This window comes from Pectobacterium polaris (genome assembly GCF_002307355.1).
Lineage (GTDB): Bacteria > Pseudomonadota > Gammaproteobacteria > Enterobacterales > Enterobacteriaceae > Pectobacterium > Pectobacterium polare.
This window is the reverse complement of sequence record NZ_CP017481.1, coordinates 2,864,475-2,876,765: the sequence shown is the minus strand read 5'-3', so window position 1 is coordinate 2,876,765 and position 12,291 is coordinate 2,864,475. Positions and strand designations below refer to the sequence as shown.

General features: G+C 54.4%; 11 protein-coding genes. 7 read left to right on the top strand and 4 right to left on the bottom strand.

The annotated features are described in order from the left end of the window. Positions 1–5: 5 nt before the first annotated feature. Positions 6–845 carry a glutathione-dependent disulfide-bond oxidoreductase gene (yghU, locus tag BJJ97_RS12855; protein WP_095994187.1) on the top strand — a complete coding sequence of 280 codons (840 nt, stop codon included), beginning with the start codon at positions 6–8 and terminating at the stop codon, positions 843–845. A gap of 115 nt (positions 846–960) precedes the next feature. On the opposite strand, the gene BJJ97_RS12850 is transcribed toward yghU, so the two are convergent. Then, positions 961–1,929 (bottom strand): chemotaxis protein, encoded by a 969-nt coding sequence (locus tag BJJ97_RS12850; protein ID WP_095699050.1) that lies wholly within the window; start codon positions 1,927–1,929, stop codon positions 961–963. A 542-nt stretch (positions 1,930–2,471) separates the two neighbouring features. On the opposite strand from BJJ97_RS12850, the gene BJJ97_RS12845 reads away from it, so the two are divergent. Genes BJJ97_RS12845 through BJJ97_RS12825 form a run of 5 tightly spaced genes read left to right on the top strand, consistent with a single transcriptional unit; the run spans position 2,472 to position 6,692 of the window. Beyond that, positions 2,472–3,134, top strand: a complete 663-nt coding sequence (locus tag BJJ97_RS12845; protein WP_095994186.1) for a DUF3313 domain-containing protein — start codon at positions 2,472–2,474, stop codon at positions 3,132–3,134. A gap of 34 nt (positions 3,135–3,168) precedes the next feature. Continuing rightward, entirely contained in the window at positions 3,169–3,804 is a 636-nt protein-coding gene (locus BJJ97_RS12840) for a paraquat-inducible protein A (RefSeq protein ID WP_193438370.1), read from the top strand. Further along, positions 3,794–4,417, top strand: coding sequence for a paraquat-inducible protein A (locus tag BJJ97_RS12835; RefSeq protein WP_095994184.1), 624 nt, complete (start codon positions 3,794–3,796; stop codon positions 4,415–4,417). Before BJJ97_RS12840 ends, BJJ97_RS12835 begins: the two co-directional genes overlap by 11 nt. After that, positions 4,414–6,060 (top strand): PqiB family protein, encoded by a 1,647-nt coding sequence (locus tag BJJ97_RS12830; protein ID WP_095994183.1) that lies wholly within the window; start codon positions 4,414–4,416, stop codon positions 6,058–6,060. Before BJJ97_RS12835 ends, BJJ97_RS12830 begins: the two co-directional genes overlap by 4 nt. Further along, positions 6,057–6,692, top strand: a complete 636-nt coding sequence (locus tag BJJ97_RS12825) for a PqiC family protein (protein WP_095994182.1) — start codon at positions 6,057–6,059, stop codon at positions 6,690–6,692. The genes BJJ97_RS12830 and BJJ97_RS12825 overlap by 4 nt, the downstream gene beginning before the upstream one ends. Here the strand turns inward: BJJ97_RS12825 and BJJ97_RS12820 are convergent. Next, positions 6,670–7,284, bottom strand: coding sequence for a TetR/AcrR family transcriptional regulator (locus BJJ97_RS12820; RefSeq protein WP_095994181.1), 615 nt, complete (start codon positions 7,282–7,284; stop codon positions 6,670–6,672). The two genes, BJJ97_RS12825 and BJJ97_RS12820, sit on opposite strands and share 23 nt — an antisense overlap. A gap of 494 nt (positions 7,285–7,778) precedes the next feature. Between BJJ97_RS12820 and BJJ97_RS12815 the strand changes: the two genes are divergently transcribed. After that, positions 7,779–8,516: a LuxR family transcriptional regulator gene (locus BJJ97_RS12815; RefSeq protein WP_095699043.1), complete on the top strand. Its 738-nt coding sequence runs from the start codon at positions 7,779–7,781 to the stop codon at positions 8,514–8,516. An 11-nt stretch (positions 8,517–8,527) separates the two neighbouring features. On the opposite strand, the gene BJJ97_RS12810 is transcribed toward BJJ97_RS12815, so the two are convergent. Both BJJ97_RS12810 and BJJ97_RS12805 read right to left on the bottom strand, forming a co-directional pair. Beyond that, complete coding sequence (locus tag BJJ97_RS12810) at positions 8,528–10,345, bottom strand: ABC transporter ATP-binding protein (RefSeq protein WP_095994180.1); 1,818 nt, start codon at positions 10,343–10,345, stop codon at positions 8,528–8,530. Beyond that, complete coding sequence (locus BJJ97_RS12805; protein WP_095994179.1) at positions 10,345–12,171, bottom strand: ABC transporter ATP-binding protein; 1,827 nt, start codon at positions 12,169–12,171, stop codon at positions 10,345–10,347. The genes BJJ97_RS12810 and BJJ97_RS12805 overlap by 1 nt, the downstream gene beginning before the upstream one ends. Positions 12,172–12,291: the final 120 nt, after the last annotated feature.

The window sequence follows — 12,291 nt, the reverse complement described above, 5'->3', positions numbered from 1 at the left end:
TTTGAATGGCTACCTCCCCAACGTATGTGCCGCCAAAAGTCTGGCAGCCCGCTTCTTCCGGCGGTGCTTTTGCCAATATTAACCGCCCGATAGCCGGACCAACGCACGAAAAAGCGCTGCCCGTTGGCAAACATCCGCTTCAGCTTTATTCGCTGGCGACGCCAAACGGCGTGAAAGTGACAATCATGCTGGAAGAGTTGCTGGCGCTGGGCCATTCAGGTGCAGAGTACGACGCTTGGCTGATTAAAATTGGTGATGGAGATCAGTTCTCCAGCGGGTTTGTCGACGTCAACCCGAACTCCAAAATCCCGGCACTGCTTGACCAAAGCGGCGAGAAGCCAATTCGCGTATTCGAGTCCGGTTCCATTCTGGTGTATCTGGCTGAGAAATTTGGTGCGCTGCTGCCGAGCGACCTCGCCACACGTACGGAAACCCTGAACTGGCTCTTCTGGCAGATGGGTTCCGCCCCTTACGTTGGCGGCGGATTCGGCCATTTCTACGCCTACGCGCCGGAAAAGTTTGAATACCCGATCAACCGCTTCACGATGGAAACCAAGCGTCAGTTGGATGTGCTCAACCGCCAACTGGCAGAGAACCGCTATCTGGCCGGCGACAGCTATACGATTGCCGATATTGCGGTTTGGCCGTGGTACGGTGGGCTGGTACAAAACACGCTTTACTCTGCTGGAGAGTTCCTGTCCGTACACGAATATGAGCATGTGATTCGTTGGGCTGACGAGATTGCCGCCCGTCCAGCAGTGATCCGTGGCCGCAAGGTCAATCGCACCTGGGGTGAAGAGTCTGAGCAGGTCGCCGAGCGCCATCAGGCATCTGATTTGGATTAATCTTCTGCCGCCAGATCAATACTGGTCGTATTCAACGACTAAAAAAATCGGCCTCTGCCCTCTCCCGTCAAGGAGGAGGCAAAGGCCGAATAGGGTAATACGCGCGCTTGACTAATTAGCGGCGTTTCACTTTATTCAGTACCGTCTGAATCGCCGTCGACAGTTCATTGATCTCGAATTTCGCGACGTAAGCATCTGCGCCAACATTGCGTACGTGATCTTCGTTCGCGCTACCGGACAGTGAAGAGTGAATCACCACTGGGATATTCTTCAGGTATTCTTCACGCTTGATGTTTCTTGTCAGCGTAAAGCCGTCCATTTCCGGCATTTCCAAATCGGTCAGGACCATTGAGATCTTATCCGAGATAGGTCGGCCTTCCGACTGTGCTTCTAGCGCAATTTGTCGAATCTTGTTCCAGGCATCCTGTCCAGTGATGTGCATACTAAACGGAATGCCCATCTGGGTTAGCCCCTGCTCAAGCAGCGAACGAGCGACTTTGGAATCTTCCGCCACAATCGCAATCGCACCTGGCGTATAAGGGTAAATTTTCTCTTCTGCGTTCTTGAGCTTGGTTTCGCGATCGCCAGGAATGATATCAAACAGAATCTGTTCAACATCCAGCACCAGCGCCAGACGGTTGCTGTCTTTGTCGTTATCAAGACGCGCGATACTTGTGATATAGGAGCTGCTCACGCCCGCTTCAGCGGCCAGAACCTGGCTCCATTCCAGACGAACGATATCGTCGACTGACTCCACGGCGAATGCCTGCGTACTACGTGCATACTCCGTGATAAGGAGAATGTTCAGGCCAGTTTCTGATGAACTGCCGACTACGGCAGGAAGATCGATAACGGGAATGATTTGTCCACGAATGTTGACCATACCCAGCATCGGCGATTTCATGCCAGCCGCTTTGGTCAGCGTAGGCATCGGCACTATTTCACGCAGTTTAAACACGTTGATGCCAAACAGCTCAGATTTGCCACCTTCAGGTGATTTGCCCAGCTGGAATAATAAGAGTTCAAATTTATTAGCAGAGGTGAGGTTTGTTCTCTCATCAATTTCTTTTTGAAAATTATCCATGCTTTCCTCAGTGCGAGTCATTGTCATTATAGGTATACCGTAACCAGGCAACATTCGAGATGTGAGCAAACAGGAACCAACATCCGACCGCTCCACTGTACGTGATAGTCGTGTTCTTCAATCTTATCCAGCGTCAAACGTAAATATTTTTTAAGTGTGTCAACCTTATCATCCAACGATGCTAATCATCGGACCAGTAGACGGATATCAGCCCTCTTCAGTATAACAGTCGGCTAGCATCCTTAAGGTGCAGATAACATTCCCTGAATCATTAATATCGGCAGAATTTGCCAACACCTTATCCCAAATCGTGACAGAAATGTTGCCTGAGAAGAAAACCTCACACCTCTCTTGACACCGCAGTCAGAAAAAACTAAAAACATACCGTACGGTTCAGTTTTATAAAAAGTACGCATGCCGACACTTACGTATAGCAACAGTGATGGTGCTCTGGCACCTCAGCAGTTGGCGTGACTGGACGTCGTGTGGCTAAGGCTGCGTGTTATCACGCTATTTCGCGGTTCTCTTTACAGGATTCTCATATGTTCACATTATCCCGGGTTGCACGTCCTACCATATTGGCTCTGGCTGTCGTACTCGCGGGCTGCGCGAGTAATCCCCCCGTGCGCTACAGCGGCATCGCATCGTTTTCGCAATTGGCGCAAAACTCAGGTGAGCACGCGGATCGCATTCCTTACCGCTACACCACGCCCGTCGACTGGACGCAATACACTCACATCATCATCGACCCAGTCAGCATTTATCAGGGCAGCGATAACCAGTTTAAGGACATGTCACAGCAGGACAAGCAGTCGCTGGCCGCCTATATGCAGGATACGTTCAGTAAAACCTTGCGCTCCCGTTTCAACGAAGTGACCTCGCCAGCCCCCGGCACATTGCGGCTGAAACTGACGCTGGCGGGTGCCGATACCACGACGCCCGTTGCCGGTACGTTTACCAAATTCGATCTGGCTGGCGGGCCATACAACATCGTGCAGTCCATCCGTGGCAAAGAAGGTCTGCTCAACGGTTCAGTGAACTATGCCGTTGAAATTTATGATGCGACGACCAACAAACTGCTCAATGCCTATGTCGCGAAGCAGTATCCGAACGCCATGAACGTCAGCGCCAGCGTGGGTGCACTGAGCGCCGCAGAGGTCGGTATCGATAAAGCGGCGCAAGAACTGGCTGACATGCTGAAGTAAGCGAAAAACGACTATCACGGTGCGGAACAGCATGATGACAATCTATCCCCACTTAATTATCTGTCCGCACTGCGACAGCGTGCATCATTACCGGGCGTTAAACCCCGGTGAGGCGGCACGCTGCACACGCTGTCAGGCCACACTTTATCGTTCAGGCTGGATGAATATCGGGCATCGGCTGGCGCTGATACAAACAGCAGCCGTCCTGTTTTTTATCGCCAATATCTATCCGGTACTGAGCGTCAGTTTCCATGCGCTACAGAATACGGCCACGCTGTGGCAAGCGGCGCTCGCGCTGGCTAACGGGGCGACCTTGCCGCTGGCGATAGGCTGTCTTTTTCTCCTGATTATTGCCCCGTTTCTGCAAATCATGCTGACTGGCTGGGTACTGATGTTCGCCAACCAAGGCCGCTGCGCCCCCGGTTTTATCTCCGTGATGAAGATACTGCTGTGGCTTCGTCCCTGGAGCATGTTGGAGATTGCGACGCTGGGTTTTCTAATCGCCGCCATCAAGCTTTCCGGCTTTATGCAGGTCATGCCGGGAGCGGGCTGCTGGGCGATGGCCGCGCTGATGTTGCTGCTCGTCGTCGTCAACAGTCTGGATCTGCGCCCGCTGTGGTCGCTGGTGCCCACGGACAGCAACCGCAGCGTGGTCAGCCATGAAAAGTAATCTGTCCGCCCAGCCGTTGCCGTTGGTCGCCTGCCCGGTATGCGGGCTCGTCTGCCAGCATGATGCCGACACGCATGACGCGGCACGTTGCCCACGCTGCCAGTCGCGGTTGACATCTTCCCATAAGGACAGCACCACGTTCTCTTCCGCGTTACTGGTCGCCGCCCTGATTTTCTACATTCCCGCGAACGTGTTACCCGTGATGTACATCCGTTTTTTCGGGCTGGGGAACGAAAGCACCATCTTAAGCGGCGTGATGGATTTCTGGCACAGCGGCGATTACGGCATCGCCCTGCTGATCTTTACTGCCAGCATTGTCATCCCCTGTATGAAATTTCTGATTCTCGGCCTGCTGCTCGTTATGTCTCGCCAAAAAAGCAGTAAAGCGATGGCCGAACGCGCGGCACTGTATCGGCTAACGGAATGGGTGGGTTACTGGTCCATGCTGGATGTCGTCGTCATTGCCGCCATCTCTGCACTCGTCAGATTTCCGCCGCTGAGTGAAGCGGAACCTCGCAGCGGCATTCTTTTTTTTGGGCTGGTGGTGATACTGACCATGCTATCGGCCATGAGCTATGACCCGCGTCTTATCTGGAAAGGTGACAAGAAATGATCCACGAACAACCCGGCGAGCCGGTGATTATCCGCCAACGCTGGCGAATCTCATTAATCTGGCTGGTACCAGCACTCGCCATGCTAACGGGGCTCGCCATGCTGATTCACACCTGGTCGGACACCGGGCCGGAAATCGTGATTTCCTTTCAGAGTGCAAGCGGTCTTGAAGCGGGTCGCACCGTCGTCAAATATAAAGACGTCGTGGTAGGCAGTGTAAAAGACATCTCGCTGAGTCAGGACAGTCAGCAGGTTCTCGTCACGGTACAGCTCAATAAAAATGCGGAAAATCTGGCGCATACCGATAGTCGTTTTTGGGTGGTTCGTCCACGCGTCGCCATCAACGGCGTGACGGGCATCGATACTCTGCTTTCCGGCGCTTACATCGGAGCTGATAAAGGCGAATCGACTCAGGGAGAAACTCGCTTTATCGGTTTAGAGTCGCCGCCCGCGGTGATTAACGGCATGCCGGGCAGCCGTTTTGTCATCCAAGCGGACGATCTCGGATCGCTGGATAGTGGTTCGCCGGTTTACTACCGCCGCATCCCCGTCGGCCGTGTCGCGTCTTACCAGTTGAATCGCGATGGGCGCGGCGTTCAGCTTCAGGTTTTCATTGATGCGCCCTACGACCGATTTGTTACGCCAAATACCCGCTTCTGGAATGCCAGCGGCGTGGATCTCTCGGTGGACGCCAACGGTTTTCGTCTCAGAACACAAACCCTCGCGGCCGTTATGGCTGGCGGTATTGCGTTTTCCACGCCCGATCTGGACAACGCGATTGCCCGACCGGAACCGCTGACCACCTATAAGCTGGCGAACGATCGGGAATCGGCCCTGTCACCACCGGATGGCCCGCCTACTCCCTTCAAACTCCGCTTTGACCGCTCGCTGCACGGTCTGGAGGTCGGTGCCCCCGTTGAATTCTCCAGCGTCAAAATCGGCTACGTGACCGCCATTGAGTTGGATTACAGTAAAACGGGCTATCGCTTTCCAACCGTCGTCAGCATTGACGTGTTTCCTAACCGGCTCGGCAACGTGCTGGATAAGTTACCTAAACAGGCGATGTCGCTCGAGCAGCAAACGGCTGAGTTTACGCGCGATCTGGTTGAACACGGTCTGCGTGCTCAAGTGGCACCGAGCAATTTGCTGACCGGACAGCTTTATATCTCACTTGATTTTGTGCCCGATGCGGCAAAGACACCGTTTGATCTCAACGCCCGCCCGTTAGTGCTGCCCACCGTCGATGGGGGATTCGATCGGTTACAAACGCAGATGGCGAGCATCATCGGCAAGATCGATAACCTGCCGCTGGATGAGATTGGCCGCAACATGAACACCACGCTGGTAGAAACCAATAAAGCGCTGCGACAGGTTAACGGACAAACATTGCCAGAGGCCAATCGGCTGATGAAACAAATGCAGCAGGCTACACGCCGCGCACAGGATGTTCTGGAAGAGGATTCGCCACTGCAACTGGGCATCACGCAGTCACTACAGGAAATTCAGCGCACCTTACGCGCCCTGCGCAGTCTGGCCGAGCAGATTGACCGTCATCCGGAGTCGCTGCTGCAAGGGCGACCAAGTGATTCATCGTCGGCAGCATTGAACCACGGTCCCCTTTCCCGAGAAGGATCTTCAAGATGAAACGAGTGGCATTATTCTTATCGCTTACCGTTATGGCGTTGCTGAGCGCCTGCTCGTCGCCTCAGGTGCGTTACCACACGCTGCTGACGCCTGCTGCAACTCTCTCCTTTATGACAAACACAACACATGCAGCACCCTTTTTTATCGATGTGCTGCCCGTTGGTATACCCGCACAGCTTGATACGTCGCAGCTCGTTATTCGACAGGGTGATAGCGGTGCCGTCGTGCTGGATAACGACCGTTGGCTCAGCCCGCTGAGTGAGGAAATCCGTACCGCGCTTTCTGCCGATCTGACGCGGCGTCTCAACACGCAGGATGTTTCAGGCTTGGTGCGTTCGGCAGACACGCCGGTAGTCAGAATTCAGCTTCAGGTTCGGCGATTTGATAGCTGGCCCGGCCAATCGGTGACGTTCGACGCAGACTGGAGCCTAAGCGCCGTTGGAAAAGAAGATGAACGCGCACGGTTGATCTGTCGCAGCCAGTTTATCGAGCCGTCGGCGAACAGTGATACCGCCATGCTGCACGCTCAGCAGCAGGCCGTCACGCGGCTAGCGGAGCAAATCGCCGCAACGGCGACTCGCTGGATGCCGAATCGCCAAGGCACCTGCTCTACGCCGCCGCACCGGCCATAAACATACTGACCGCATCCCCGACAATCTCGCGGATGCGTTCGAGGCTTATTGGCTGTAAATGACGGTAGAATATGCGGTCATCGATTTCTGCCGTCAGCAGCGCCAAAAACTGTAACGCCCGCAAACGTGGGTTTCCGGGTTTCAATTCCTGCCGTGCTATCGCCGCCGCCATTAGCTCGGACAGCTTATCGACGTTCTCTTTCGGGCCAGAATCATAAAACAGCGACCCAATATCGGAATGCCCGGCCTCTGCCACCACCATCCGATAAATCGCCATCGCGCTACTATCGTTGGTCAACACGTAGAGAATGCGTTCGCCGAAGCGCGTCAGCTGCACGTCCAGCGTTTCGGCTGCCAGCGTGTCTGTCATCAGCTCCGCCGTTGCCTCGGACAGATGCATGGTCGCATGTTCACGAACGACAGCTGTAAACAGTTCTTCTTTGGTTGAAAAATAGCCATACAGCGTCGCCTTGGAACCACCGACCCGCTTCGCCAGCTCATTCATGGTGGCGCGTTCATAGCCCATTTCCTGAAAAAGCAGCGCCGCTGTTTTCACGATGGCCTCACGGCGAGCCTTAGTGCGGACTTTCATCACCACTCCTGCCAGCCGATGCTGACGAGCAAAATAGGATTCGATATAGCAATATTATCAAAACATTAGCCTCGCCGCCGCCTCTTTACACAAAGCCGCATTGCAGCCTGTAACAACGGGAGAAGGACGAGAAAGACATGACGATGAACAGCAAAGGACGATGGGGGTTGATAAGCGAAAACGGATTATTTACTATCCAGCTCCGAATGACGGGATCCCTGTTTTTAGGGCGCGTGGTTTGATACCACACACCCTAAATTCAGTAGACGGAACAGGAACAAAATTATGGGTAATTCCCTGGGTTGGCAAATCAATTTGTAACAATTTTTTTAAAATTTACTTTCTTGAATTTTTTTATAAATTGTCCTGTTCATGAAAAAATTATAAGTGATATCATGGGGTAACAGTAGTTAGACTTAGGTATAGGTCAGCACTATACTTTTAGGATGCCATCTATATCATGGGTACTTTCTTGCTTTTATTGAGGCCGTTACATGTCTGTATTTTGCTCTGACAATGAAATTATCAATAACACGATAAAAAGCTATCTCGGCCGAAAGTTAAAGCAGTATGGCGACCTGAAATACGCCTACATGATCATGAACAAGAAGAACCCCTCTCAGGTTGTGATCATCTCAAATTACCCGCAGGAATGGGTTAATACCTATAAAGAAAATAACTATCAGCATATCGATCCAGTTATTTTAACGGCGATAAATAAAGTCTCGCCGTTCTCCTGGGAAGACAACATCGTTATTAACTCTAAGCTGAAGTTTTCCAAGATTTTTAATCTGTCAAAAGAGTACGATATTGTTAATGGCTACACCTTTGTCTTGCATGACAACAATAATCATCTGGCAGCGCTATCAATTATGTTTGAAGAACACGCGCCAACGGATATGGAAAATATTGTTGAGGAAAACAAAGACAAACTGCAAATGCTGCTCATTGCCGTTCATGAGAAAATCACCACGCTTTACAAAGAGATGACGCAAAGCCCTCAAAGCAAAAAGCAAGGTGACAAAGAGATTTTCTCCCAGCGCGAAAACGAAATTCTGTACTGGGCCAGCATGGGAAAAACCTACCCGGAAATTGCGCTGATTCTGGATATCAAAATCAGCACCGTGAAGTTTCACATTGGTAATGTGGTGAAAAAACTGGGCGTGCTGAATGCCAAACACGCCATCAGGCTGGGCGTAGAATTACAGCTCATCAAGCCGGAACCGTTATAATCCCATCAAGTCTATCTCCCCTCTACATGCACCTTAAGGTGGGATAGGCGCTTACTCTTCTGCTGCGCGTTCCACAACGCGCGATAACGGCCTTCAGCACGCAGTAATTCATTATGTGTTCCCTGCTGGGAAATCCCCCCATTCTCGACAACCAGAATTCGATGTGCGCCCACAATTGTCGATAGCCGATGTGCGATGACAATCACCGTCTTGTCCTGAACCAGCCGGTCAATCGCCCGCTGTACGGCGAGCTCGCTTTCGGTATCCAACGCCGCCGTCGGTTCGTCCAGAATCACAATCGGCGCGTCCTTCAATAAGGCTCGCGCAATCGAAATACGCTGCCGCTCGCCGCCGGATAATCTGCCACCGATATCGCCCAGTCGCGTTTGCCATCCCTGCGGCAGCCGCTGAATAAAGTCCAGACACTGTGCAGCGGCGGCAGCCCGCTCGATCTCTGCGTCGCTGGCATCCGGGCGTGCCATCCGAATGTTTGCCAGCACTGAATCATCAAACAGATAGACATCCTGAAACACCACGGAAATCAGCTTATTCAATTCACGCGTTGGAATGCAGCGGATATCCACGCCGCCGATACACACGCGCCCATGTTGCGGATCTGCATGACGCATGAGCAGTCGCGTTATCGTCGTTTTCCCCGAGCCAGACGGCCCGACCAACGCCGTCATCCCCTTGTCCGGCAGCGCGATATCTACCCTATCGAGCACCGCCTCAGCCTTGTCCGCATAGCGAAAACTCACCTGTTCGAACGTAATCGCATACGTCGTCGGCATCTCGACAGGCTGGTGTACGGGAAGCGGTTCAATCGCCAGCAAATCGTCAATGCGATGCAGCGCCGTATCAATCAGTTCCAGCACGGCCGTATAGCTGACAAACGTCGCCAGCGGTTCAGAGAAACGCACAGTGATCACCATCATCGCGGCGACGATAGCAACATCCCATGCGCCTACCACAACGCCGCTGATACCCAAAATCAGCACACCTTGCAGGCCCAACTCCACGACGCTAGTAACCACTGCGCCGGGTTTCGCACCGCTGCGGTGAGCCGACGTCTGTATCTGCTGTAGATGCTGAAAACGCTGACGCAGCGCCGATGTACGTTCAGCCTGCTGACAGCTGGTTCTCAGCACGGCGAGCCCCTGTACATATTCCACAATGTCGGCGCTGGTTTGCTGATTCGCCTCCGCCAGCGCCTGCATCGTGCGGGCAAATGCCGGCCGCCGCCAGCGATAAAGCAGCGCGATAGCAGGAAAGATCAGCAGCAGGCTCACGCCCAATCGCCATTCCACCATCAGCATGACGAGCGCTATCACGACAGGCGTCACGATAGCCAACAGCAGTTGGTTTATTATCGCCAGCATATAGTTCAGGTTCTCATCCACGCTGCCCAACAGCAGCGCGTTGATATCCCCCGCCCGCGCGGACTGGAGCGTGGTTAGCGGCATACTCCGCAGCTGTTCCCCCAGACGCATACGTAGCTCATGGGTCGCCGTCGCAAGCTGCCCACGGTATTCAAACCCTTGCCCATACCAGCGCAGCACCAGCGTCAGCGGGCTCAGGAGTGTCATGAGCGCCAGCCAGATCGCTATCTCGCGGGAAGCCTCAACGTGGGTGAACGCCGACAACAGCGGAAACAGGCACGCCAGCGCCAGCCCCTGCGTCATCGCCGCCGCCAGCAGGCTCAGGCAACACCGACGGAACCGTCGAGACTGTGAACCCGTCACCCGCTCCAGTTGACGATACGTGTGCCACCACGCAGATAGCCGCGTCGTTATGGCGGAATGGCTTATGGAGGAACAGTTTTCGTTCATCACGCGCGATCTCCTGACTGCCCGTTGCTCGACGATGTGCTGCCTAGCGCCCAGTTCTGCGCCTGCTCATAGTGTCGCCACAGTTCGCTATAGCGGCCTCGTGCCGCCAGCAGCACGTCATGACGACCTGATTCGCTCAGCCGTCCATGGTCGAAGACCACGATCTGGTCAGCATCGCGGATCGTCGACAGACGGTGCGCCACCATGATGACCGTCTTACCCTGCATTAAGACGCCAAGCGCCGCCAGCAGCGCCGCCTCGTTTTCCGGGTCGGCAAAGGCCGTCGGTTCGTCCAGCACCAGAATCGGCCGGTTATGCAACAGCGCCCGCGCAATGGCGATACGCTGGCGCTGTCCGCCGGACAGGAACTGGCCGCGCTCACCGGCCAGCGTGTCGTAACCCTGCGGCAACGCCATGATAAAATCGTGTGCCTGTGCCGCCGTCGCGGCGGCAATCACCTCTTCCATGCTTTTTTCAGGCAAGCCGAGTCGGATGTTATTAGCGATGGTGTCCGCAAACAGGAATGACTCCTGAAAAACAAACGACACCTGCTGCATGAGCGTGGCGGTTTTCATCTGCCGGATATCAACGCCGCCAATCAAAATGCGCCCGGCCGTCACATCCCAAAAGCGGGGAATGAGCCGCGCCACGGTGGTTTTCCCTGCGCCAGACGCCCCCACCAGCGCCGTCACCGATCCTGCTGGTACCTGAAAACTGACATCCTCCAGCACCCAGTCGCTCGCGTGCTGGTCGTAGCGGAAACTGACTTGCTCAAAGCTCACACTGGCATCGGCAGGCAAGACATCGCTTTCCGCTTCCGACAGAGGCGACAATGCCAGCACGTCCTGAATCCGGCTGATACTCAATCGGGTTTTCGTCACCATATGGTTCAGCGCCATCATCGGCATGACGGCCTCCGCCATGCCATTACCGAGCAGCAGCACCGCGACCCACAGGCTGAAATCAAGATCGCCAGAGTGATAGAAACCGTAGGCCACCCAGCACAGCACCAGCAGCGTTGGAAGCGGGTTAAGCACGGCAAAGGAGAAACGCGCCGAGAACCCCGCCTGCTGATACCAGCGCGTAAGCACGTCCAGATAATTTTCCAGCGCCTGCTGGTAGCGCCCAAACGTTGAGGCACCCGTATCGAAGGTGCGCACCACCGGCATCGCCTGCACAAATTCGATCACGGCGGTACTGACGTCTTCCCGCGCCTGGTTATAGCGCTGGTTCATCTCACCGGCATTGCGCATCGCCAGCATCAGCACCACGGCACCGATGACCAGCACCAGCAAGGCGGCCAGTGCTAAACGCCAGTCTAACCAGAACAGTAACGCCCCCGTGCACAGCGGTGCCACAACGGCACGGGCATAGAGCGGCGTGCTGTCCGCTACAAACAGGTGAAGCGCTTTTACATCATCCTGAACGATCTTCGCCAGCGAACCGGTACCCAGACGCTGCAACTCACCCAGCGGGATCCGCGCCAGCTGTTCCGCCAGCGCGCTGCGAATCTGATTTTCCAGCCGAAACGCGGCGTAGTGAGACTGATTAAAGGCCAGCAGACGCAGCAGATAGCTGGCGCACAAGCACAGCACGGCCCCGCTGATCGTAAGTAACGGCCATGACGCGGGTTGCACAATCAGCAGTTGGATACTCCACGCCAGAAAAAGCAGAAATGCGATGCCAGCCAGAACCGATAGCCCCGACAGGCACATCGCCAAACGAATTTGCCCGCGTACGGGGTACATAATGTGCCAGGCACGGTTCTGTGGCGTAGAAGGCGGCGCGGCAGCGGATGAACCGCCCTCAACAGCGGAATGTGGCATAGTTGTTCTCTTTTCTCCTTCCCGCACAGTCGCTTATCTGCAAGACAAGCAAATCAACTCGACGACGGCAATAAAGTCAGGAATAATAACTATTCTCAATTGCGTATCTACCCGATTCGA